General features: G+C 69.6%; 27 protein-coding genes and 3 tRNA genes. 25 read left to right on the top strand and 5 right to left on the bottom strand.

Annotated elements, in window-relative coordinates; all coding sequences use genetic code 11:
* The first annotated feature begins 8 nt into the window (after nt 1-8).
* From LO931_RS04010 to LO931_RS03990, 5 genes are all read left to right on the top strand, one after another.
* Nucleotides 9-1052, top strand: a complete 1044-nt coding sequence (locus tag LO931_RS04010; RefSeq protein WP_229051921.1) for a quinone-dependent dihydroorotate dehydrogenase — start codon at nt 9-11, stop codon at nt 1050-1052.
* A 70-nt stretch (nt 1053-1122) separates the two neighbouring features.
* Nucleotides 1123-1195, top strand: a tRNA-Thr gene (locus tag LO931_RS04005).
* A 53-nt stretch (nt 1196-1248) separates the two neighbouring features.
* Nucleotides 1249-1325 (top strand) — tRNA-Met (locus tag LO931_RS04000).
* Between the two features lie 62 nt (nt 1326-1387).
* Complete coding sequence (gene rpmG / locus LO931_RS03995; protein ID WP_007078674.1) at nt 1388-1558, top strand: 50S ribosomal protein L33; 171 nt, start codon at nt 1388-1390, stop codon at nt 1556-1558.
* 70 nt (nt 1559-1628) lie between these two features.
* The gene (locus tag LO931_RS03990) at nt 1629-2648 is read left to right on the top strand and encodes a UDP-N-acetylmuramate dehydrogenase (RefSeq protein WP_229051920.1); all 1020 of its coding nucleotides are present in this window, start codon (nt 1629-1631) and stop codon (nt 2646-2648) included.
* Nucleotides 2649-2664: 16 nt separating this feature from the next.
* Here LO931_RS03990 and LO931_RS03985 read toward each other — a convergent pair whose 3' ends face one another.
* Genes LO931_RS03985 through LO931_RS03965 form a run of 5 tightly spaced genes read right to left on the bottom strand, consistent with a single transcriptional unit; the run spans nt 2665 to nt 5640 of the window.
* Nucleotides 2665-3018, bottom strand: coding sequence for a hypothetical protein (locus LO931_RS03985; protein ID WP_229051919.1), 354 nt, complete (start codon nt 3016-3018; stop codon nt 2665-2667).
* Nucleotides 3015-3569, bottom strand: coding sequence for a DUF4190 domain-containing protein (locus LO931_RS03980; protein ID WP_229051918.1), 555 nt, complete (start codon nt 3567-3569; stop codon nt 3015-3017). The genes LO931_RS03985 and LO931_RS03980 overlap by 4 nt, the downstream gene beginning before the upstream one ends.
* 54 nt (nt 3570-3623) lie before the next feature.
* Complete coding sequence (locus LO931_RS03975; protein ID WP_229051917.1) at nt 3624-4010, bottom strand: hypothetical protein; 387 nt, start codon at nt 4008-4010, stop codon at nt 3624-3626.
* A gap of 59 nt (nt 4011-4069) precedes the next feature.
* Nucleotides 4070-5089: an adenosine deaminase gene (locus tag LO931_RS03970; RefSeq protein ID WP_229051916.1), complete on the bottom strand. Its 1020-nt coding sequence runs from the start codon at nt 5087-5089 to the stop codon at nt 4070-4072.
* Between the two features lie 44 nt (nt 5090-5133).
* On the bottom strand, nt 5134-5640 hold the full coding sequence (locus LO931_RS03965) for a hypothetical protein (RefSeq protein WP_229051915.1): 507 nt from the start codon (nt 5638-5640) through the stop codon (nt 5134-5136).
* Between the two features lie 165 nt (nt 5641-5805).
* Between LO931_RS03965 and LO931_RS03960 the strand changes: the two genes are divergently transcribed.
* From LO931_RS03960 to LO931_RS03865, 20 genes are all read left to right on the top strand, one after another.
* Complete coding sequence (locus LO931_RS03960) at nt 5806-6303, top strand: NINE protein (protein ID WP_229051914.1); 498 nt, start codon at nt 5806-5808, stop codon at nt 6301-6303.
* A gap of 189 nt (nt 6304-6492) precedes the next feature.
* Nucleotides 6493-6565: transfer RNA gene (locus LO931_RS03955), tRNA-Trp, on the top strand.
* A gap of 109 nt (nt 6566-6674) precedes the next feature.
* Entirely contained in the window at nt 6675-6887 is a 213-nt protein-coding gene (secE, locus tag LO931_RS03950; RefSeq protein WP_229051913.1) for a preprotein translocase subunit SecE, read from the top strand.
* Nucleotides 6888-6899: 12 nt separating this feature from the next.
* A complete protein-coding gene (gene nusG / locus LO931_RS03945; RefSeq protein WP_370636058.1) occupies nt 6900-7757 on the top strand; it encodes a transcription termination/antitermination protein NusG in 858 nt (285 codons plus the stop codon).
* A 91-nt stretch (nt 7758-7848) separates the two neighbouring features.
* A complete protein-coding gene (gene rplK / locus LO931_RS03940) occupies nt 7849-8280 on the top strand; it encodes a 50S ribosomal protein L11 (protein WP_229051912.1) in 432 nt (143 codons plus the stop codon).
* A 79-nt stretch (nt 8281-8359) separates the two neighbouring features.
* Nucleotides 8360-9076, top strand: coding sequence for a 50S ribosomal protein L1 (rplA, locus tag LO931_RS03935; RefSeq protein ID WP_229051911.1), 717 nt, complete (start codon nt 8360-8362; stop codon nt 9074-9076).
* 269 nt (nt 9077-9345) lie between these two features.
* Nucleotides 9346-10128: a hypothetical protein gene (locus LO931_RS03930; protein ID WP_229051910.1), complete on the top strand. Its 783-nt coding sequence runs from the start codon at nt 9346-9348 to the stop codon at nt 10126-10128.
* Between the two features lie 251 nt (nt 10129-10379).
* Complete coding sequence (gene rplJ / locus LO931_RS03925) at nt 10380-11009, top strand: 50S ribosomal protein L10 (RefSeq protein ID WP_229051909.1); 630 nt, start codon at nt 10380-10382, stop codon at nt 11007-11009.
* Between the two features lie 55 nt (nt 11010-11064).
* The gene (rplL, locus tag LO931_RS03920) at nt 11065-11457 is read left to right on the top strand and encodes a 50S ribosomal protein L7/L12 (RefSeq protein WP_229051908.1); all 393 of its coding nucleotides are present in this window, start codon (nt 11065-11067) and stop codon (nt 11455-11457) included.
* A gap of 280 nt (nt 11458-11737) precedes the next feature.
* On the top strand, nt 11738-12697 hold the full coding sequence (locus tag LO931_RS03915) for an ABC transporter ATP-binding protein (protein WP_229051907.1): 960 nt from the start codon (nt 11738-11740) through the stop codon (nt 12695-12697).
* A gap of 53 nt (nt 12698-12750) precedes the next feature.
* Entirely contained in the window at nt 12751-13470 is a 720-nt protein-coding gene (locus tag LO931_RS03910; RefSeq protein WP_229053075.1) for an ABC transporter permease, read from the top strand.
* Nucleotides 13470-14315 carry an ABC transporter permease gene (locus LO931_RS03905; RefSeq protein WP_255657720.1) on the top strand — a complete coding sequence of 282 codons (846 nt, stop codon included), beginning with the start codon at nt 13470-13472 and terminating at the stop codon, nt 14313-14315. The genes LO931_RS03910 and LO931_RS03905 overlap by 1 nt, the downstream gene beginning before the upstream one ends.
* A 4-nt stretch (nt 14316-14319) precedes the next feature.
* Nucleotides 14320-15732, top strand: coding sequence for an MCE family protein (locus LO931_RS03900; protein WP_229051906.1), 1413 nt, complete (start codon nt 14320-14322; stop codon nt 15730-15732).
* Entirely contained in the window at nt 15729-16775 is a 1047-nt protein-coding gene (locus LO931_RS03895; RefSeq protein WP_229051905.1) for an MCE family protein, read from the top strand. Before LO931_RS03900 ends, LO931_RS03895 begins: the two co-directional genes overlap by 4 nt.
* 2 nt (nt 16776-16777) lie before the next feature.
* Nucleotides 16778-17755, top strand: a complete 978-nt coding sequence (locus tag LO931_RS03890) for an MCE family protein (RefSeq protein WP_229051904.1) — start codon at nt 16778-16780, stop codon at nt 17753-17755.
* Nucleotides 17752-18984 (top strand): MCE family protein, encoded by a 1233-nt coding sequence (locus LO931_RS03885; protein ID WP_229051903.1) that lies wholly within the window; start codon nt 17752-17754, stop codon nt 18982-18984. The genes LO931_RS03890 and LO931_RS03885 overlap by 4 nt, the downstream gene beginning before the upstream one ends.
* Nucleotides 18981-20351 (top strand): MCE family protein, encoded by a 1371-nt coding sequence (locus LO931_RS03880; RefSeq protein ID WP_229051902.1) that lies wholly within the window; start codon nt 18981-18983, stop codon nt 20349-20351. Before LO931_RS03885 ends, LO931_RS03880 begins: the two co-directional genes overlap by 4 nt.
* The gene (locus LO931_RS03875) at nt 20351-21565 is read left to right on the top strand and encodes an MCE family protein (RefSeq protein WP_229051901.1); all 1215 of its coding nucleotides are present in this window, start codon (nt 20351-20353) and stop codon (nt 21563-21565) included. Before LO931_RS03880 ends, LO931_RS03875 begins: the two co-directional genes overlap by 1 nt.
* On the top strand, nt 21562-22149 hold the full coding sequence (locus LO931_RS03870; protein WP_229051900.1) for a hypothetical protein: 588 nt from the start codon (nt 21562-21564) through the stop codon (nt 22147-22149). Before LO931_RS03875 ends, LO931_RS03870 begins: the two co-directional genes overlap by 4 nt.
* Nucleotides 22146-22958, top strand: a complete 813-nt coding sequence (locus tag LO931_RS03865; protein WP_229051899.1) for a hypothetical protein — start codon at nt 22146-22148, stop codon at nt 22956-22958. Before LO931_RS03870 ends, LO931_RS03865 begins: the two co-directional genes overlap by 4 nt.
* Nucleotides 22959-23327 lie beyond the last annotated feature (369 nt).

Here is a 23327-nt window from a genome sequence, read left to right as displayed (position 1 = left end):
CTGAGGCCGTGGTCTACGACGCGCTCTTCCGACAGGTGTTCGCCCGCATGGACCCGGAGGTCGCGCACGAGCAGGCGTTCCTCGCCATCCGCTCCGGTGGCCGGCTCGTCACTCCGCTGGTGCGCGTGCCCGAGTCGCCCCGCACCGTCATGGGCGTCCGCTTCCCCCACGCGTTCGGCCTGGCGGCCGGCTTCGACAAGAACGCTCGCGGCGTCCTCGGTCTGCTCGCCCTCGGCTTCGGTCACGTCGAGATCGGCACCGTGACGGCCCAGGCCCAGCCCGGCAACCCGCGGCCGCGGCTCGTGCGGCTCGTCGACGACCGCGCCGTCGTGAACCGCATGGGGTTCAACAACGACGGCGCTGCCGTCGTCGCCTCCCGGCTGCACCGTCTGCGCCGGACGGCGACCGGCCGCAAGGCCGTCATCGGTGTCAACATCGGCAAGACGAAGGTCGTCGAGCCGGAGCGCGCCGTCGACGACTACGTCGACAGCGCTCGCCTGCTCACCCCGTTCGCCGACTACCTGGTGGTCAACGTCTCGAGCCCCAACACCCCGGGCCTGCGCGACCTCCAGGCCGTGGAGCAGCTCGAGCCGATCCTCTCGGCCGTCCGGGAGGTCACGGAGACGAACCTCGGCCGACGGGTGCCGCTCGTCGTCAAGATCGCCCCGGACCTCGCCGACGCCGACGTCGACGCGGTCGCCGACCTCGCCCTGGCGCTCGGTCTCGACGGCATCAGCGCGACCAACACCACGATCGCCCGCCCCGACTCCCTGCGCACCGCGCGCACGGAGGTCGACGCGGCGGGTGCCGGGGGACTCTCCGGCCCGGTCCTGGCCGACCGCTCGACCGAGGTGCTGGTGCGCCTGAGGGAGCGCGTCGGGGAGCGTCTGGCCCTGATCGGCGTGGGCGGCGTGACGACCCCGGAGGACGTCGCCGCGCGCCTGGCGGCGGGGGCCGACCTGGTGCAGGCCTACACCGGTTTCATCTACGGGGGACCCGCCTGGCCCGCGCGTCTGGCCCGTGCCGCGAGCGGTTCGCGACCCCGGGCCTGATCCGTGCCGAAGGGCTCCACCCCCCGATTTGGGAGACGGGCCCGGACCTTGTAGGGTGGGTCGTCGGCTTGCCCCTTTAGCTCAGTCGGCAGAGCGTTTCCATGGTAAGGAAAAGGTCTACGGTTCGATTCCGTAAAGGGGCTCTGGAACACTGGTCACGACCGGGGTTCCCCTCGCGAGGTGACTCGCGAACTCCGGCGGGGTAGCTCAGTTGGTCAGAGCGCACGACTCATAATCGTGAGGTCGCGGGTTCGAGCCCCGCCTCCGCTACCAAGCTTCACCCAGCAAGCCCCTGAATTCAGCACCGCCCGATCCATCAGAACTGAGGCACTCCCGTGGCCAGCAAGAGCTCCGACGTCCGCCCGAAGATCACCCTTGCCTGCACCGAGTGCAAGGAGCGGAACTACATCACCAAGAAGAACCGTCGCAACGATCCCGATCGTCTCGACATCAAGAAGTTCTGCCCGCGCTGCAAGACGCACCAGGTGCACCGCGAGACCCGCTGATCGCCGGTTCGATCACGACTCAGGCCCTCCCCGCGCCAGCGGTGAGGGCCTTTCTCGTTAGGGTCCTTGCATGCTCTTGTCGGACGTGACCACGCTGCGGCTCGGCGGCCCGGCCCGCGAGGTCGTGGAGGCCACCAGCACCGACGAGCTGGTCGCTGCCGTCCGCGAGGCCGACGAGGCCGGCACCGCCGTGCTCCTCGTGGCCGGAGGCAGCAACCTCGTCGTGGCCGACGAAGGCTTCGACGGCCGGGTCGTGCTGGTGCGCACCCAGGGCGTCGAGGTCGACCAGGACATGTGCAGCGGCGCGACCGTCACGGTCGCGGCCGGCGAGTCGTGGGACGCGTTCGTCGCGACCGCGGTCGCCCGCGAGTGGATCGGCGTGGAGGCGCTGGCCGGCATCCCCGGCTCCGTCGGCGCCACCCCGATCCAGAACGTCGGCGCGTACGGCCAGGAGGTCGCCCAGACGATCGTCCGCGTGCGCACGTGGGACCGGCACGAGGGCGCGATCCGCACCCTCACGGCCGACCAGTGCGGCTTCGGCTACCGCACGAGCCGCTTCAAGGCCGAGCCCGGCCGCCACGTCGTGCTCGACGTCGCCTTCCAGCTGCGTCTCGGCTCCCTCGGAGCCCCCGTGGCCTACGCCGAGCTGGCCCGCACCCTCGGCGTCGAGGTGGGGGAGCGGGCCCCGGCCGAGCGGGTCCGCGAGGCCGTCCTCGCCCTGCGCCGCGGCAAGGGCATGGTGCTCGACCCGGACGACCACGACACCTGGAGCGCCGGGTCGTTCTTCACCAATCCGGTGCTGGCTCCTGAGCAGGCCGACCGGCTGCCCGAGGGAGCCCCGCGATTCGACCAGCCCGACGGGTCCGTGAAGACCAGCGCGGCCTGGCTCATCAGCCACGCCGGCTTCGAGCGCGGGCACGGCGGTGAGGCCGTGAGCCTGTCGACCAAGCACGCCCTCGCCCTCACGAACCGCGGCTCGGCGCGCACGACGCAGCTGCTCGAGCTCGCGCGCGAGGTGCGCGACGGGGTGGCCGCGGCCTACGGCGTGCAGCTCGAGCCCGAGCCGAATCTCGTCGGCTGCTCGCTCTGACGGCTGCCAGCTGCGCTCAGTCGGTCCAGCCCCACCGGATGTCGCCGTCCTCGATCGTCCAGAACAGGTCGTAGCCCGACAGGAACACGTAGGCCACGACGGCCACCAGCGCGAACGGGATCAGGATCGTCCCGACGATGCCCATGATTCGACCCGCGTTGGCGTCGGCGCGTCCGCCGAGACGACCCTCGGAGGCGTCGATCTCGCGCACGGCGCGCGAACCCACGACCCGGGCGTAGGGAGAGACGAACAGCAGGACCCCGCAGCACACCAGCAGGCTCCCGAGACCGATCGCGCCGACGATCAGCGAGGTCATCGCCTGCGGGTGCTTCGGTGGCGGCGGCGTCCAGGGTCCTGCGGGGTAGGTCATCCGAGCTGCTGCACCACGAGCGAGAGCGAGTCGTAGTAGTAGTCCGAGTCGCTGGAGTCGGCCGCGACGATGATGATGACGATCACGGCGATGACGGCGAGGATGCCCAGGACCAGCAGGATCGTGCCGATGATGCCGGTCACGAATCCGGTCTGCGCCTCGCCCCGTCCGCCGAGCTGACCGCCGGAGGCGTCGATCTCGCGCACGGCCTTGCGCCCCATGATCCAGGCCGCGGGCGCGAGGAACAGCGGAAGCAGGCACATGAAGCCGCCCACGATGGAGATGATGCCGAGCACCATCGAGGTCGTGGCCTGCGGGTGGTTCGGCTTGAGCGGCTCGTTGAACATCGGCTGCGGTGCGCCGTACGGCGGGTAGGGACCGCCGCCGAACTGCGGCTGCGGTCCGGGGGGCTGCTGTCCGTACGGGTTGGCCGGCGGGCCCTGCGGCGGCGGCGTGCCGCCCGACGCGTCGGGGCCCTGGTAGGGCGCCTGGGGCTGGTACGGCTCCTGCGGACGGTACGGGTCCGAGGACGGCGGCGTCGGGTCACTCATGGGAAGAAGCATCCCACGGGCACGGTGCGCAGGACCTGGGGACCGCTCCCCAGGTCAGTAGGGCGACGGCGTCGCGACGGCGACCCACGCGAGCGTGGAGAAGACGATCGCGACGAGCGTGGCGACGGCGAGGAACGCGGTGCCGATGATGCCCAGGATCATCCCGGCGCGGGCCGAGCCGGCGCGCCACCGCTCGGGCTCCCGCTCGGCGAGGCGCTGCGCGCTCGCGCCGAGGTACCAGGCGACCGGAGCCACCACGAGGGGGAGCATCAGCACGAACCCGCCGGCCAGGGCGACGATGCCGAGGACCAGAGCGGCGCCCGCTCCCGGCGCCTGGGGCGGCTGCGGCGCCGGCATCCACGCCGGGGCAGGAGCCCACGGTTGACCCCAGGCCGGGCCCAGGGGTGCCGGCGGGGGAGGCGGAGGGGGCGTCGAGGTCATCGCGTCCACTCTGGCACAGCGGGACTGACCCGGCGTGGAGATCTCGGGGCGTGCTCGGTTCAGACGTCGGGCGACGAGAGCCAGGCCTGCACGTCGTCGGCGGCGGCGTCGACCACGTCCTGGGGGGCGCGGGAGGCGCGCCACGAGCCCAGGGCGAGCTCGGCGAGCTCTGCGTCGGAGAAGTCCTGGGCCGCCCGCAGCAGCGCGTACTGCCCGGCGAGCCGGGTGCCGAACAGCAGGGGGTCGTCGGCGCCGAGAGCGACGGTGGCGCCGGCCGCCATGAGCTCACGCACCGGCACCTCCTCGACCGTGGCGTAGACGCCGAGAGAGACGTTCGACGCCGGGCACACCTCGAGCGCCACCCCCTCGGCGACGACCCGCTCGAGCACGCGGGGGTCCTCGGCTGCGCGCACGCCGTGACCGAGCCGTTGCGGGCGGAGGTGGTCCAGGCACGTGGTGACGTGCTCGGGGCCGCGCAGCTCGCCGCCGTGGGGCACGGAGGCCAGGCCGGCGTCGGCCGCGATGCGGAACGCCCGGGCGAAGTCGGTGGTCTCGCCGCGTCGCTCGTCGTTGGACAGGCCGAATCCCACGACACCACGGTCGACGTACTGCGTGGCGAGCCGCGCAAGGGTGCGGGCGTCCATGGGGTGACGCGTCCGGTTCGCGGCGATGACGACACCCATGCCGAGGCCGGTCGACCGCTCGGCCTCGCGCACCGCGTCGATCACGAGGTCGGTGAAGGCCGTGATGCCGCCGAAGCGGGCGCCGTAGCCCGACGGGTCGACCTGGATCTCGGTCCAGCGCGCGCCGTCGGCGACGTCGTCCTCGGCCGCCTCGCGGACGAGTCGCCGCACGTCGTCCTCGGTGCGCAGCACGGAGCGGGCGACGTCGTACAGGCGCTGGAAGCGGAACCAGCCCTTCTCGTCGGCACCGCTGAGCTCCGGCGGCCAGTCCTCCTGCAGGGCCGCGGGCAGGTTGATGCCGTCACGCTCGGCCAGCTCGAGCAGCGTCGAGTGCCGCATCGAGCCCGTGAAGTGCAGGTGCAGATGCGCCTTGGGGAGGTCGTGGAGCGGACGCATCGGCCCATCCTGCCACCCGGGTCCGGCGCGACGCGGGGCGGCGGTCAGCGGTGTCCGAAGGTCTCGCGCAGGGCCGAGGGGACGCCTCCGGACTCCAGCGCCGTGGCCACCTTGTCGACGACCCGGCGGCTCGGCCAGACGTGCAGGGCCATCGCCGGCAGGCCCACGACGAGCGCCACGACGAACGACCAGATCCCGTACGGGAGGACGAACACGGAGGCGATGCCGATGATGATCGGCACCTCGGTCAGCACGAACCGCAGGAGTGCGGACTGCTGGAACCGCTGCACCGCCACCGCGGGACCGTCGGTGGAGGTCAGGGGTGCCACCCGGTAGCCGATGGTCTGCGCGAGCAGCCAGCCGGCGGCCACGAGGGCGATGGCGGCAGCGGCGACCCAGGTGGGCAGGTCCTCCTCGGCGGGCGGGGCCGCGAACACGAGCGCGACCAGGATGTAGAGCGGTGCGCTCAGCAGGGCGAACGCGAGGATCCGGTGGGCGCGGGCGGCGGCGGCTCCGTCAGGAGCACCACCGAGCGGCGGGGGAACGGTCATGGGTCGACCCTAAGCGGGTGCGGCGCCGCGGGAACAAAGTGACCGCTCGCCGCATCGGAGCCACGGACGCACCCGAGGTCCTGGAGCGGGACGGACCCGCAAGGGACCACTTCTGACCTAGAGTGCTGTCCGGCCCACACCGCGTCATCCCGAGGAGAACTTCACATGACCACCGATCCGGGCACCTCGCCCACCCAGTACTTCACCTACGTGAACGGCACCGAGTACGGCCCGTACACGCTCGACCAGCTCAAGCAGTTCGCCGGCAGCGGCAACATCACCCAGAACAGCCACGTCCGCTCGGACGGCGGCGAGTGGGTGCTGGCCTCGGCCCTGCCCGAGCTCGGCGGCGCGTTCCCGCCGGCCGCTGCTCCTGCCTACGGTGCGCCGGGCCAGGGCTACGCGGCCCCCGGCCAGCAGGCCTACGCCCCGGCCGGTCAGGTCTACAACGGTCCCGTCAGCGACAAGCAGTTCATCACCGCGCTGCTGCTCTCGGTGCTGCTCGGCGGCCTCGGCATCGACCGCTTCTACCTCGGCTACACGGGCCTCGGCATCGCGAAGCTGCTGACGCTCGGCGGCTGTGGCATCTGGTCGATCATCGACCTGATCCTGATCGCCACCGGCAAGCTCGGTGACTCGCAGGGTCGCCCGCTCGCGCGCTGATCCCCGCGGTCGGCGAGCGCCGACACGCCAGGACGCACACCTCGGGCCCGGTCGTCACGACCGGGCCCGAGGTCCGTCCCGGCCGATTCGACCCAGGGCGAAGGCACCCCGTACACTGGTCGCTCCGGTGAGATTTCACATCGTTTCGTCATGCCCGCGCGCAGGCGTCGCGGGGCGGAACCACGCCGAACGGCACTAGCTCAACTGGCAGAGCATCGGTCTCCAAAACCGAAGGTTGGGGGTTCAAGTCCCTCGTGCCGTGCCCAGGACGTACGACCCCATGCACGACAAGCGGCGGAGCCTGATCCGCCCCGGCAGCACCGCCGGTGCCGCCGGAACCCCCAGAAACGAAGCACTGACGAAGGAGCATCGTGAGCGATCGCGACAAGAGCGCGGCGACCCGCACGCCGCCGGTCACCTTCATCCGCCAGGTCATCGCCGAGCTGCGCAAGGTCGTCTGGCCCACGCGCCCGATGGTGGCCCAGTACTTCGTGGTCGTCCTCGTGTTCGTGCTGGTCATGATGGCGATCGTGGCCGGCCTGGACTTCGGGTTCGGTCAGCTGATGTTCAAGATCTTCGGTTAGGACGAGTTCACGGTGAGCGAAAGCTACGACGACACGACGGGCGACGTGCAGGAGCACGACGTCGACGAGACCCCTGAGGTCGAGGCCGACGACGCCACGCTCGAGGGCGCTGCGGCCGACGACGCCGAGGTGACCGACGAGGCCCCCGCGGTCGATGACGAGTCCGCGGTCGACGACGAGTCCGCCGACGACGACGAGTCTGCCGAGGGCGACGTCGCCGACGACGAGGCCGTCCTCGAGGACGCGCCCCCGGCCGACCCGCTCCAGGAGTTCCGCGACCGGCTCTACAGCCAGATCGGCGACTGGTACGTGGTGCACACGTACTCGGGCATGGAGAAGCGGGTCAAGGCCAACATCGAGAACCGCATCACCTCGCTCAACGCCGAGGACTACATCTTCGAGATCGTCGTGCCGACCGAGGAGGTCGCCGAGATCAAGAACGGTCAGCGCAAGCTGGTCAAGCGCACGGTGCTGCCCGGCTACGTGCTGGTCCGCATGGACCTCACCGACGAGTCGTGGGGCGTCGTGCGCCACACGCCGTCGGTCACCGGCTTCGTGGGCAACGCCCACCAGCCCGTGCCGCTGAGCCTGGCCGAGGTCGAGAAGATGCTCGCTCCCGCGGTCGAGGCGGAGGTCGCCGCCACGGCGTCCGACGACTCCTCGGAGTCACAGCCGGCCAAGACCCCCAAGGTCGAGTTCGCGGACTTCTCCGTGGCCGACTCGGTCATGGTCGTCGACGGCCCGTTCGCCACGCTGCACGCCACGATCACCGAGATCAACGTCGACGCCCAGCGCGTCAAGGCGCTCGTGGAGATCTTCGGCCGCGAGACCCCGGTGGAGCTCAGCTTCACCCAGATCCAGAAGGTCTGACCCTCCCGGTCCGACCGCCCAAGTTTGACCACACGGTGGTCGAAGGCTGGTTCGCCAGCTCCTGCAACACCCCGATCAACAAGGACCCGAAATGCCTCCCAAGAAGAAAGTCACAGCTGTCGTCAAGGTGCAGCTGCAGGCCGGCCAGGCCAACCCGGCGCCGCCCGTCGGCACCGCGCTCGGCCCGACCGGCGTCAACATCATGGAGTTCTGCAAGGCGTACAACGCCGCGACGGAGTCCATGCGTGGAAACGTCATCCCCGTCGAGATCACGATCTACGAGGACCGCTCGTTCACCTTCGTCACGAAGACGCCTCCGGCGGCCGAGCTGATCAAGAAGGCCGCGGGTCTCGCCAAGGGCTCCGCGACCCCTCACACCGACAAGGTCGGCAAGATCTCCGCCGCCCAGGTCCGTGAGATCGCCACGACCAAGCTCCCCGACCTGAACGCCAACGACCTCGAGGCCGCGGCCAAGATCGTCGAGGGCACCGCCCGCTCCATGGGCATCACGGTCGAGAGCTGACGCTCCACCCCCTCATCCAGCAATCCGTGGGAGGGCCCGCTGGGCCCGCACCACACCTGGCAACCAAAGGAAAGTAGCCATGGCACAACACAGCAAGGCGTACCGCGCCGTCGCCGAGAAGTTCGACAAGGACGCGCTCCACACCCCTCTGCAGGCGACCACCCTCGCCAAGGAGTCCGGCAGCACGAAGTACGACTCGACCGTGGACGTCGCCGTCCGCCTCGGTGTCGACCCGCGCAAGGCCGACCAGATGGTGCGCGGCACCGTCAACCTCCCGCACGGCACTGGCAAGACCTCCCGGGTCCTGGTCTTCGCCACCGGCGCCAACGCCGACGCCGCTCGTGAGGCCGGGGCCGACCACGTCGGCGCCGACGAGCTCGTCGACAAGATCAACGGCGGCTGGCTCGACTTCGACGCCGTCGTCGCCACGCCCGACATGATGGGCAAGGTCGGTCGTCTCGGCCGCGTCCTCGGCCCGCGCAACCTGATGCCGAACCCGAAGACCGGCACGGTCACGACCGACGTCGCCAAGGCCGTCGGCGACATCAAGGGCGGCAAGATCGAGTTCCGCGTCGATCGTCACGCCAACCTGCACTTCGTGATCGGCAAGGCGTCGTTCTCCGCCGAGCAGCTCGCCGAGAACTACGGCGCCGCGCTCGAGGAGATCCTGCGTCTGAAGCCGTCGAGCTCGAAGGGCCGCTACGTCAAGAAGGTCACCGTCTCCACGACGAACGGCCCCGGCATCGGCGTCGACCCGTCGCGCACGCGCAACTTCGCGAGCGACACCGAGGCCTGAGCCTCAGCACCTCCAGCGGAGCCCCCGGTCCACCAGGACCGGGGGCTTCGTCGTGCCCGCAGGTGGGCGGTGGATCGACCACCGAATGACCTCGCCACGCGGGTGGGCGGTGGATCGACCACCGAATGAGGCGTCATACGGTGGCGGATCCACCGCCCACCCCGGAAGGCAGCTCAGAACGTGGTGGATCCACCGCCCGCTGGCCCGGGGCCCGATGTCGGTGAGGGAGCGGACCACCGCCCTGGCGGGAGCGCTCCTATGCTGGCGCCATGACGACCCGACTCCGACGCTGGGCAGCTGCCGCGGCGCTCGTGCTCACCGCAGGACTCGCCCTGACCGCATGCAGCGGCGACGACGACGCGTCGGGCGAGCCGTCGGCGAGCAGCAGCGACGCGTCGGACGAGCCGGCTGGCGACCCCCTGGCGCAGGACGAGTTCGTCTCGACCGTCGCGGCCGCGATGCTCGAAGCCGGGTCCGTGCACGTCGATCTCGACCTGGGCACGTCGGGCACGAGCGGGGAGGGCGACGTCGTCGTCGGTGCCGACGCCGCGAGCACGTCGCTCGCGGTCTCCGTCAACGGCAACGAGATCATCCTGGTCGACAACGTCTACTACGTGAACCTGGGCCAGTTCTCCGGCGGCATGTTCCTGCAGGTCGACCCCGAGAGCGGCGGCACGTTCGGCGAGACCTTCGGGGGGCTCCTCGACCAGGCCAACCCCGCCACGCAGCTGCGCCTCTTCGAGTCGGCGCTGACGGGGTTCGAGGTGGGTGACGCCAGCGACGAGGTCGACGGTGTGAAGACCACCCCGTACGTCCTGACCCTCGACCCGACCAAGGTCCTGACTCCCGAGCAGCTGTCGCTCGCCGGCGGCGACCTGCCGGCGTCGGTGGAGGTGACGATGCTCCTGGGCCCCGACGACCTGCCGCGTCGCGTCACCACCACGATCGCCGGCGCCGAGGTCGCGATCGACTACACCGCCTGGGGCGAGCCGGTCGACATCGCCGCACCGCCCGCCGACCAGGTCACCGACGGCGGACCCTTCGGCCTCTGAGGCCCACGGCCGTTCCACCACGATTTGGCCGGAACGCCCGGCTCTGCGTACAGTGGTGCCTACCGAAGACCGTCGGTCGGTGATCCACCCGGATCGCCCGAAGTGCCTCAGGAGCAATCCGGAGGCGGCCCACGCAGGTTCAGAGCTCGTGACTTCATGCGCTCCGTGCCTTGCGCGGGGCGCATTTCCTGTTTCTGTCCCTGGGGCTCCTCACGTGGTCATCGGTACTGACATGTGCTGGAAGGAGACCCATGGCACGCCCGGACAAGGCTGCAGCGGTCGCTGAGCTCGCGGAGAACTTCCGTGAGTCCAACGGCGCTGTGCTCACCGAGTACCGCGGTCTCACCGTCAAGCAGCTGCAGGAACTGCGGCGCATCCTCGGTGAGACGGCGAGCTATGCCGTCGCCAAGAACACGCTGACCAAGATCGCGGCCAAGGAGGCCGGCGTCGAGCTCGATGACGCCCTCCTCACCGGTCCGACCGCCATCGCCTTCATCTCGGGCGATCCGGTCGAGGCGGCCAAGGGTCTGCGTGACTTCGCGAAGGTGAACACCCCTCTCGTCATCAAGGGCGGCTTCCTCGACGGGAAGCAGCTCAGCGCTGACGAGATCAAGAAGTTGGCCGACCTCGAGTCGCGCGAGGTCCTCCTCGCGAAGATGGCCGGTGCGATGAAGGGCAGCCTGCAGAACGCAGTCTCGCTGTTCGCCGCGCCCCTCGCCCAGACGGCACGCCTCGTGGCTGCCCTCGAGGCGAAGAAGGCCGAGGAGAGCCCCGCCGAGGCTGTCGCCGCTCCCAGCGACGACACCGCCGACGACACCACCCCTGCGACCGAGGACGCGGCCCCCGAGGCCGAGACCGAGGCCGCGACCACCGAGGGCTGAACCGCCCGATCACCCATCGGGACCCCCTCGGGGTCTCACACGAAAGGACGCCACCATGGCGAAGCTCAGCACTGACGAGCTGTTGGATGCATTCAAGGAACTGACCCTCATCGAGCTCTCCGAGTTCGTGAAGGCCTTCGAGGAGACCTTCGAGGTCACCGCGGCTGCCCCGGTCGCCGTCGCCGCCGCCCCCGCGGCCGGTGGCGCTGCCGCCGGCGGCGATGACGCCGCCGAGCAGGACGAGTTCGACGTCGTCCTCGAGTCGGCCGGCGACAAGAAGATCCAGGTCATCAAGGAGGTGCGCACGCTCACGAGCCTCGGCCTGAAGGAGGCCAAGGATCTCGTGGAGGGCGCCCCCAAGCCCGTCCTGGAGAAGGTCAACAAGGAGACCGGCGAGAAGGCCAAGGAGGCCCTCGAGGCCGCCGGCGCCACCGTCACCCTCAAGTGACCAGCTGACACCAGCACGTCCGAAGGCGCTCCTCCCCACTCGGGGAGGGGCGCCTTCGCCGCGTTCTGAGACGTCCACGTCTCGCTGGCTGTCGCCGCTTTTGGTGAAGACGTGTGTCCTCGGTTACAGTCACATCGCGATCGGTAACTCTCAGTGACGAAACGGCGAACGTAACTTCGGTTGAGGCGTCTCGTTAGGTCTGTGCGCCCGGTCACACTGCACTACGATGGCGCAGATCCACCATCCGGCGGGGGGATGCCGGTGAGACGAGGAGGGCTCCGTGGGAGTTGAGGTCAAGGTCGAGGGTCTGACGAAGAAGTTCGGGTCGCAGATGATCTGGAACGACGTCACGCTCTCGCTTCCCGCGGGGGAGATCTCCGTCATGCTGGGCCCGTCGGGCACCGGCAAGTCGGTGTTCCTCAAGACCCTCATCGGTCTGCTCAAGCCCGACAAGGGTCATGTGTGGATCGAGGGCACCGACATCGCGAACTGCTCCGAGAAGGAGCTGTACGAGGTGCGCAAGCTGTTCGGCGTGCTGTTCCAGGACGGCGCGATGTTCGGCTCGATGGACCTCTACGACAACGTGGCCTTCCCGCTGCGCGAGCACACCAAGAAGTCCGAGTCCGAGATCCGTCAGGTCGTCATGGACAAGATGGAGCTCGTCGGTCTGACCGGCGCGGAGAACAAGCTCCCCGGTGAGATCTCGGGCGGCATGCGCAAGCGCGCCGGCCTGGCCCGTGCGCTGGTGCTCGACCCGGAGATCCTGCTGATCGACGAGCCCGACTCGGGCCTCGACCCGGTCCGCACCGCGTACATCAACCAGCTGTTCATCGACCTGAACGCGCAGATCGACGCGACGTTCCTGATCGTGACCCACGACATCAACACCGCCCGCACGGTGCCGGACAACATCGGCCTGCTCTACCACAAGCACCTGGCGATGTTCGGTCCGCGCGAGATGCTGCTGAGCTCGACCGAGCCGGTCGTGGCGCAGTTCCTCAACGCCCAGCGCGTCGGTCCGATCGGCATGTCCGAGGAGAAGGACGCCGACGAGCTCGCGTCGGAGTCCGGCATCGAGATGCCGCCGCTGCCCCCGATCCCGATGCAGCTCGACCCCAGCGACGGCCGTCCGCGCCGCGCCCAGCGCGAGCCCGGCGAGTGGTGCCGCGAGAACGGCATCACCCCGCCCCCCGGCTCCTTCGAGGACACGGCTGCCGTCCCGACAGGTGGCGGTGCGTGAGCCTCTCGGCCGTCGCAGGCCCGGCGCGCGTCGCCGGAGGTCTGTTCGCGTTCATGCTGGACGTGGTGGTGGCCCTGTTCCGCCGCCCGTTCCAGATGCGGGAGTTCATCCTGCAGGCATGGTTCATCATCCGGGTCACGATCGTGCCCACCGCGCTCGTCGCCATCCCCTTCGGCGCCGTCATCGCGCTGCAGGTCGGCGGACTCATCAAGCAGTTCGGCGCCCAGTCGTTCACGGGCTCGGCGGCGGTCCTCGCCGTCATCCGTGAGGCCGGACCCATCGCCACCGCGCTGCTGATCGCGGGCGCCGCCGGATCGGCCATCGCGGCCGACTTCGGCTCGCGCAAGATCCGCGAGGAGCTCGACGCGATGATGGTGCTCGGCATCGACCCGATCCAGCGCCTCGTCGTCCCGCGCGTCCTCGCCTGCATGCTGATCGCCCTGCTGCTCAACAGCCTCGTCAGCCTCGTGGGCGTCGCCGGCGGCTACGTGTTCAACGTGATCCTGCAGGACGGCACACCAGGTGCCTACGTCTCGTCCTTCACGGCGTTGGCGCAGCTACCCGACATCTACCAAGGCATGGTCAAGGCCGTCGTGTTCGGCTTCCTGGCCGCGATCGTCGCCTCGTACAAGGGCATGAACGCCAAGGGCGGACCCAAGGGCGTCGGTGACGCGGTCAACGAGGCCGTGGTCATCACCTTCACCCTGCTGTTCGTGGTCAACTTCGTCATCTCCGCGCTGTACCTGCAGCTCGTCCCGCCGAAGGGGTTGTGATGGCGAACAAGACCATCGGCTCACGCGTCTCGCACCTGGCCTCCAAGCCGACGAACGCCCTGGACGACATGGGTCGTCAGATGGCGTTCTACGTGCGCGTCATCGCGAACGTCCCGCGGGCCATCAAGAACTACTCCAAGGAGATCTTCCGGCTGCTCGCCGAGGTCACCTTCGGCTCCGGCTCGCTCGCCCTCGTCGGCGGCACGGTCGGCGTCATCACCGCGATGTGCTTCTTCACGGGCACCGAGGTCGGCATCCAGGGCTACGCGGCCCTCGACCAGCTCGGCACCTCGGCGCTCTCGGGCTTCGTCTCGGCCTACTTCAACACTCGTGAGATCGCCCCGATCGTGGCGGGCATCGCGCTCGCGGCCACGGTCGGCTGCGGCTTCACGGCACAGCTGGGCGCCATGCGGATCTCCGAGGAGGTCGACGCGCTCGAGGTCATGGCCGTGCCGTCGCTGCCCTACCTGGTCACGACCCGCGTCATCGCCGGCCTCATCGCCGTCGTGCCGCTCTACATGGTCGGCCTGCTGTCGTCCTACTTCGCGACCAGGCTCACCGTGACCCAGATCTACGGGCAGAGCACGGGCACGTACGACCACTACTTCAACACGTTCCTGCCACCGGGTGACGTGCTGTGGTCGTTCGCGAAGGTCCTGATCTTCGCCGTCGTGGTCATCCTGATCCACTGCTACTACGGCTACTACGCCTCCGGCGGACCTGCCGGGGTCGGCGTGGCCGTGGGCCTGGCCGTGCGCACCTCGATCGTCGCCGTCAACGTCGTCGACCTGCTGGCCTCGATGGCCATCTGGGGCACGACCGTGACCGTCAGATTGGCAGGGTGACGACGTGGCTCGCACCTCGACTCTCGACCGGCCCTCGGTCACCAAGGTCCTCGGCATCGGCTTCCTGGCCCTGATGCTGTTCTTCCTGTGGCTCACGTTCGCCTTCTTCAACAAGACGTTCGTCGACACCGACGACGTCACGCTCGAGACGTCGAAGGCCGGCTCCCAGCTGCCGCAGAACGCCGACGTCAAGCTGCGCGGCATGATCGTCGGCGAGGTCACGGGCCAGGAGGTCACCGACACGGGCGTCATCCTGACCCTCGGCATGAACCCTGACCTGATCGACCAGGTGCCCGCGGGCGTCACGGCGCAGATCCTGCCCAAGACGCTGTTCGGCGAGAAGTACGTCGCCCTGATCCCGCCGGAGAACGACGGCGGCCGGTCGCTCAAGGCCGGCGACACCATCACCAAGGCCGACGTGCCGATCGAGCTCGAGGACGTCCTCAACAACCTGTACGGACTCCTGGAGGCCGTCGAGCCCGCCGAGCTCTCGACCACCCTGACCGCGGTCTCGACCGCGCTCGAGGGTCGGGGCGAGCAGCTGGGCGACACCCTCGTGCAGCTCAACTCCTACCTGACCGAGATCAACCCGGAGATCCCGCAGGCCGTCGACGACCTGGTCGCGCTCGGCGAGGTCTCCGACGTGTACGCCGCCGCGCTGCCCGACCTCGCTCGCGTGCTCGAGAACTCCGTCGTCACCGGCAACACGATCGTCGAGAAGGACGCCCAGCTGTCGGCGTTCCTCGCCAGCACGACGACCCTGGCGAACACGCTCACGACCTTCTTCGCGACGAGCGGCCAGGACCTGGTCGACCTCAACGCGAACGGTCGCCGCGGGCTTTACCAGGCGGGTCGCTACTCGGTGACGTTCCCGTGCTTCTTCAACGCGCTCGACGTCGCGATCCCGCGGTTCGACAGCGTGCTGCGTGACAACGCGGTGCACATCAACCTCGAGATCATCAACCCGCTCGTCCTGGGTGACACGAAGGGCGGCATGCCGGGTCCGTACACGCTCGACGAGAACGCAGCTATCAACTACGACGAACTCAACTCGGCCAGCAACGCCAGCCTGGTCGCCCCGACCTGCCTGAGGCTCGACGAGGCCGCCGCGCTGGGGCCCGGCGAGCAGCTGACGTACCCCGACGGTTCCTCGCCGACGGTCTACCCCGGGCCGCCGAGGGCTGGCGAGCTCTACCAGCTCGTCGGAGTCAAGAGTGCGCACGGCAAGTTCTTCAACGCCCCCAGCGCCGGCGGAGGTCCCGCCGGCAGCTTCAACCGCACTGCCGTCACCTCGGAGTGGAACACGCTCGACATGCTCGTGACCAACAGCGTCGGGCTCGACCCGTCCTCCAGCTCGGACCTGGCTCCGCTGCTCCTCGGCCCCGTCTACGAAGGGTCGGAGGTGGCAGTTCGATGAGGCTCGATCGGGAGGCGTTCTCCGCGCTCATCAAGGTGGGGCTGTTCCTGGCCTTCACCGGGATCGTCACGTACCTGCTGATGTCGATCCTGGCCAACGGCCTTTTCCGCGACGACCACGAGTACAAGGCGGTCTTCACCGACGTCACCGGCGTCTCGAAGGGCGACGACGTGCGCATCGCGGGCGTCTCGGTCGGCAAGGTCACCAGCGTCGAGGTCTACGACCGCGACAAGGCGATCGTGACGTTCGGCGTCGACGCCGACCGTCCGCTGACCCAGAACACCCAGGCCACGCTGAAGTTCCGCAACCTTGTGGGGCAGCGCTACCTCGCGCTGTCGCAGGACCCCAGCGGCAGCACGGCGGTGCTCAAGCCCGGATCGACCATCCCGGACTCGCAGACCACCGACGCGCTCGACCTGAACGTGCTGCTCAACGGCTTCAAGCCGGTCTTCGAGGCGCTCTCGCCCGACGACACGAACCAGTTCGCCTTCGAGATCATCCAGGTGCTCCAGGGGGAGTCGGGCAGCGTGCAGAGCCTGCTGTCGACCACGGCCTCCCTCACCAACACCCTGGCCGACCGTGACCAGCTGATCGGGGACGTCATCACCAACCTCTCGACGACGCTGGACATCGTGGCCGACCGCGACGCCCAGCTCGACCAGACGATCGTCACGCTGCAGCAGTTCGTGTCGGGGCTCAACGGCGACCGCGAGGCGATCCTCGGCTCCATCGACTCCATCTCGCTGCTGGCCGACGAGACCTCGAAGTTCCTCGACGAGGGCGCACCCGCCCTGGCCGCCGACGTCACGGCCCTCAAGGACCTGACGAGCACCTTGACCGCCGGCGACAACCTCGGCGAGATCGAGCGGCAGCTCCAGATCACGCCGATCAAGATGAAGAAGCTCAGCAACGCGGCTTCTGCGGGAAGCCAGTTCAACTTCTTCGTCTGCGGCCTGAACCTCACCATCGTGGGCACCTCGCTCGACCTGCCCGACATCGGTGGCCCGCGCTGTCAGCGCGAAGCCGTTCCGGGGGGTGAGTGAGCATGAAGCCGTTCCGTGAACGCAACCACACGATCATCGGGATCGTGGGCTTCGCCGTGATCGCCCTCATGCTGATCGGTGCCTTCCGCGCCGACCGGCTGCCGATCATCGGCGGCGGCGACACCTACAAGGCCGAGTTCTCCGAGATCGGCGGCCTGCGGCCCGGCGACGAGGTCCGCATCGCGGGCGTGCGCGTCGGCAAGGTCGACGACATCGAGCTCGCGGGCGACAAGGTCGTCGTGAGCTTCCGCATCACCGGCGGGTCGAGCTTCGGCCCCGACACCGGAGCTGCGATCCGCATCCGCACGTTGCTCGGCGCCAGCTACCTGGCGCTCACGCCCGAGGGCAAGGGCGACATGAAGGAGAACGCGACCATCCCGCTGTCGCGCACCAAGGCGCCGTACGACGTCGTCCAGGCCTTCTCCGACCTCGCCACCACCACCGGGGCGATCGACACCGAGCAGCTCGCCACGGCCCTGACCACGGTCGGTGACATCGCGGCCGGTTCGGTCACCGAGTTCGGCGACGCGATCGTCGGGCTGTCCGACCTGTCGGCCAACCTCGCGGCCCGCGACCAGCAGATCAACGACCTGCTGACCGGCCTCGACACCGTCTCCGGCACGCTCGCGTCCCGCAACGCCGAGATCGACCAGCTGTTCACGGACGCCTCGACGCTGTTCGACGCCGTCGTGCAGCGCCGCGACGCGATCCACACGCTCCTGGTCTCGACCCAGGAGATCTCCACGGAGCTGACGGCGCTGGTCGACTCGACGCGGGCCGACCTGAAGCCGGCGCTCGACCAGCTGCAGTCCGTCACCGACACGCTCGTGCGCAACGAGGCGTCGCTCGACGAGCTGCTGCGGGTCTCGCCCACGTTCCTGCGCCTGTTCTCCGAGGCGCTCGGCACCGGACCCTGGTTCGACAACTTCCTCGGCATCGGCACAGACCTGACGCTCCCGTCGGTGGGAGGCACCCCATGAGCTCGATCTCCTTCGCCCAGCGCCTCGCCGGCGCCAGCAAGGTCCTCGCGATCTTCGTCGTCGTGGCCCTGTTCGCCGCCGTCGTGCTGGTGTTCAACCGCGGCAGCGACGCCCGCACCATCACGGCCGACTTCACGCAGACGACCTCCCTGTACGTCGGCTCGGAGGTCCGCGTGCTCGGTGTGCCGGTCGGCACCGTCACCGAGCTCGAGCCGAAGGGCGAGTTCATCCGCGCCACGATCGAGTACGACACCGACGTCAAGCTGCCCGCCGACGTCAAGGCCGTCATCGTCTCGCCCGCCATCGTGGGCGACCGCTTCGTGCAGCTGGCCCCGGCCTACAGCGGCGGCCAGACCGTCGCTGACAACGCCCACCTCGACACCGACCGCACGGCGGTCCCGGTCGAGCTCGACCAGATCTACGAGTCGATCGACGACCTCTCGATCGCCCTCGGCCCGGACGGCGCCAACGCCGACGGCGCCCTGAGCGACCTGGTGACGAACACGGCCGATCAGCTCGAGGGCCAGGGCGCGCAGCTCAACGAGACCCTCAAGAACTTCGGACAGTTCACGACGACGCTGAGCGACAACTCCGACGAGCTCTTCGCCGGGGTGCGCCAGGTCGAGGACTTCGTGTCGATGCTGGAGGAGAACGACGCCACGGTGCGCGCGTTCAACGACAACACCGCAGCGGTGGCCGACGTCCTGGAGGCCGAGCGCGACGACCTGGCCGCGACGCTCTCCACGCTGAGCACGGCGCTCACCAGTGTCGAGTCGCTCGTCAGCGAGAACCGCACGTCGCTGCGCAACAACGTCACGAACCTCAAGTCGCTGACCGAGGTGCTGGCGGCTCGTGAGACCGAGCTCGGCGACTTCGCCGTCACCGCTCCGACGGTGCTGTCGAACGTGACTCTGGCGTACAACCCGATCTACGGCACGCTCGACACCCACGCCGACCTGCCGGGCACGGTGCTCAACCTGCTGACGGGTCCGGGCGGTCCGGCGCGAGCCATCTGCTCGCTCCTGTCGCAGAGCCCCGACACGCCGGGCAGCGTCTGCCAGCTCGTGACCGGCATCCTCGACCCGATCTTCGGCGGCACGCCGCTGGCGCCCACCACCGACGTGCCCATGCTGCCGCTCGACCCCGCCGCCACCGACCCGGCGGCCGCCGGGGCGCCGGCGCTCGACCTGGCGAGCCTTGTCCAGAGCCTGACGGGAGCCCAGCAGTGAAGCGCCCGAACCTGCGTCACCTGCTCGCCGGCCTCGTGGTCGCCCTCGTGGCGTCCGGCTGCTCGTTCAGCGCCACCGACGTGCCGCTGCCCGGCGGCGCCGACGTCGGCGACAACCCCTATGAGGTCACGATCGAGTTCCGCGACGTCCTGGACCTCGTGCCGCAGAGCGCGGTGCGGGTCGACGACATCGCCGTCGGTCGCGTCAAGTCCGTCGAGCTCGAGGGCTGGACCGCCGTGGTGGTCGTCGAGCTCAACGGCGACGTCAAGCTGCCGGCCAACGCCGAGGCGACGATCCGCCAGAGCAGCCTGCTGGGCGAGAAGTTCGTCTCGCTGGCCGCTCCGGTCACCGGGGGCACCGGCACCCTGGCCAACGGCGACGAGATCACGCTCGAGCAGTCGGGCCGCAACCCGGAGGTCGAGGAGGTGCTCGGTGCGGCGTCGCTGCTGTTCAACAACGGCGGCCTCGACAAGGTCAACACGATCGTGACCGAGCTCAACAAGGCCACCACGGGCAACGAGGCCGACATCAAGGCCCTGCTCGACAACACGACCGTGTTCCTCGACCAGATCGACCAGAACAAGGACGCCCTGCTGAGCTCGCTCGAGAAGGTCAACAACCTCGCCATCACGGCCAACGGCCAGCGTGACGCGATCGAGTCGGCGCTCGACAACCTGCCCGAGGCCTTCACGGTGCTCGACCAGCAGCGTGACGACCTGGTGACCCTCACGACCGCGCTCAAGAACCTCGGCGACACTGCGACCGGCGTCGTCCAGGCCTCCCGCGAGGACACCGTCGCCAACCTGCAGGCCCTGCAGCCTCTGCTGTCGAACCTCGCCGTGGCTGGTCAGGACATCGTCGAGAACTTCAGCACCTTCGTGACCTTCCCGTTCCCGAACAGCGCGGTCGGCGGCACGCTGGCCGCGGCGCAGCAGTACTGCCCGCGCCCGGCCGACAACGTGCCGCTCGCGGAGACGCCGGCGGGATGTGGCGGTGACTACCTGAACCTCAACGTCAACGTCAACCTCGACGCGGAGAGCCTCGTCAACCTCTTCCGGGCCCTCATCCCGACGAGCGGCACCCCGGTCACGGGCGAGACGCAGGCGTCGACCACCCCCGTCGACGGCCAGGAGCAGCTCACGGACCTCGTGCAGATGCTCAGCGGTGGAGGCGCGGCGCCGGCCCCGGCCGCCACGCCCGGTGCCACCCCGACCCCGGGAACCGGCACGCCCACGCCGGGCACCACCGGTGGAGGATCCGCGCCGACCTGCCTCCTGCCCGGTCTGCTCTGCCGCACCACGGTCGCCCCCACCACGGCGGGCGACTCCGACCTGGCCATGCTGCTGCTCGACGGGAAGGCATCCTGATGATCAGCCGACTGACCAAGATCCAGCTCATCCTGTTCGTCATCGTGACGGTGCTCGGCACGAGCTTCGTCGGGGCGCGGTACGCGCAGATCGACCGCCTCTTCGTCGACCGGACGTTCCCCGTCACGGTCGAGCTCACCGAGTCCGGCGGCATCTTCGCCGGCGCCGAGGTCACCTACCGAGGCATCGCCGTGGGCAAGGTCGACAAGCTGACCTTCACGAGCAGCGGTGTCCGGGCGACCCTCGACATCGAGAAGTCGGCGCCGCGCATCTCGGCCGACGCCCAGGCCGTCGTGGCCAACAAGTCGGCGATCGGCGAGCAGTACCTCGACCTGCGACCGCAGGGCTCGGGGGGGCCGTACCTGAAGGCGGGCTCCAAGATCGGCATCCAGGACACCCAGGTGCCGATCGACACGCGCACGCTGCTGACGAACCTCAACGCCTTCGTCGGCTCCGTGCCGACCGACGACCTCAACACCGTGGTCACCGAGCTCGGCACGGCCTTCGACGGCGCCGGTCCGGCGCTCGCCGAGATCCTCGACTCGACGTCGAACCTCGTGCAGCAGGCGCAGGACAACCTCGACGTCACGCGCAGCCTGATCAACTCCTCCAGCACGGTGCTGCAGACCCAGATCGACAAGGGCAGCGAGATCCAGTCCTTCGCCAGCGACCTGGCGCTGTTCACCGACACCCTCGTCTCGTCCGACGGCGACCTGCGCCGGCTGATCGACGACGGCTCGGGCGCGGCCCAGACCATCAACGCGGTCGTCAGCGAGAACTCCGCCGACCTGAGCGCCGTGCTCGCCAACCTGCAGGGTCCGGTGCGCGTCCTCGACGAGAACGTCGCGGGCCTGCAGTCGCTGTTCCTGCTGTACCCGTACCTGATCCAGGGCGCGTACTCCGTGGCGGTGCCCAACGCGGACGGCAGCTACAACGCCGCGTTCGGCAACATCCTCGGTCTGCCGGCGGGCCTCCCGGGCGGCTTCTCGCTCTGCCAGGGGCCCGAGAACGGCTACCGCGACATCCGCCTGCCGTCCGACGTCGGTGACCTCGACGCGCTCGGCCAGGAGATCTTCCGCACCGACCTCGGCTGCACCGACCCGAACCTCGTCCCCCGCGCCTCGGGCAAGTCCGAGCTCTCCCGTACCGTGGTCCCGACCGCGAGTACCGGGAAGGGCGATCTGGAGTGGCTGCTGCTCGGAACGAACCAGTGACGGACGCCCGGGAGCCCGGGCGCACGGGCTGGGGCGCACTTCTGCGTGCCCGTTGGCCGTACGTCGTGGGGGTGCTCGGCCTCGTCGCCGGCCTCGTGATGGCGCTCGTCCTGCCTGCCGTTGCGGGCGACGGCTGGTCGAAGGACGCCAAGGCCGCCGAGGCCGCCGCCTCGGAGTTCGTCACGACGTACAACACCTACGACCCCACGAGCCTGGACGACTACCGCACGCGGATCGCCGGGCTCGTCACCGACGAGTTCGACGAGGTGTTCACCGACAGCCTCGACGCCAGCGAGCAAAGCATCATCGACGCCCAGCTCTCCTTCGGCGGCGTCAGCGTGACCTCGGTGGGCGCCACCCAGGTCACCGACGACACGGTCAACGTCGTCGTGGTCTTTCAGTTCACGGCCACCTCGCCCTCGACCCAGCCGATCACGGTCGGAGGGCGCGTCATCCTCGAGCTGACCCGTTCAGGTGACGCCTGGCTCGTGAGCGACCTGTCCGAGATCCAGTCGGTCCAGGCCGGCAGCGGAGCACCCGCCGACGGCTCGACACCCGTACCGACCCCGGAGGTGACGCCGTGAACGCGCAGAAGCCGCCGCGCCGGCGCCGCATCGCGGGCGAGAGCAAGCCGGGGGAGCCGAACGCGCCCCAGGCCCGCCGCCCCGTGCCGCCGCGCACGCCGGCCCGTCCGGTCGTCCCGACCCCGAAGCCGGCCCCGTCCCGCAAGGAGCGCGAGGCGCAGGAGGTCGAGAAGACCGCCGCCACGGCCACGACCCCGACGGTGCGTCGTCCCTCGCGTCCGGCCCGTCCCGCTCGCGACGAGCGGGAGTCGGTCACCAAGCCCGACACCACGCCGGACCGCAAGGCCGCGGAGGTCGAGAAGACCTCGAGCCCCAGCCTCCGCGCTCGGGTGCTCCCGGTGCTGGTCCTCGTCGTGGGTCTGGTCGCCGCGGCGCTCGGCTACCTCCAGATGCAGCGCGAGTCGCCGCTCGACCGCGCCGACGCCCAGGCGGCGGCCGACGCCGCGAGCAATGGCGTCGTCGCGATCATGAGCTACGACTACCGCGACCTCGACACCTACGAGGCCGAGGCGCGGGACGTCATGACCGAGGACTACGTCGACGGCGAGTTCGACGACATCATCGGCCCCCTGCGCGAGCAGGCCGAGGCCGGCCAGGCGCAGGTCGACGTCACGGTCCACGCCGCGGCCACCGAGACCTGCCGGGGCGAGTGCCCGGCAGGGGAGGCGTCGGTGCTCGTCGTCGTCGACAAGGTCACGCTGACCGCCAACCTCGCCGAGCCGACCGTCGCCGCGCAGCGGCTGCGGGTCGACATGGTCGAGACCGACGGCACCTGGCTGGTCGACTCGATCACCTACATCGGCGCCTGAACCGGCCGCGACCCACATGCCCGTACGGCGCGAAATGGTCCGAGAGTCGGGGTACGGTGTCCCGAGATCTGCGATAACCGTTGGAATGGCAGGATGCGGCGCATAGAGTGCTGCAAGTCGCGCCGGATGTCAAGCACCCCGCTTGCGTTGGGTGGAAGTTGCGAGTTACACTGAATCTTCGCGCTCGCCTTGCCATGCCCGCTTCCGGTTTCAGCAGCCCTTGACGGGGTTGGTTTGGCGTGCGCCCAGAGCACCACATCACCACAGTGCCATCCGCCTGCGAGCCTTCGGAAGGACTTCTCTTGGCCGCCACGCGCTCTTCCGCCCAGAAGAAGACAGCATCGTCCACCCACGCGAACACCCGTCGCC

This window comes from Aeromicrobium sp. Leaf350 (genome assembly GCF_916858655.1).
In the GTDB taxonomy this organism is placed as follows: domain Bacteria; phylum Actinomycetota; class Actinomycetes; order Propionibacteriales; family Nocardioidaceae; genus Aeromicrobium.
Note: the sequence above shows the minus strand (reverse complement) of the source record. Positions and strands in the feature narration are given on the sequence as shown.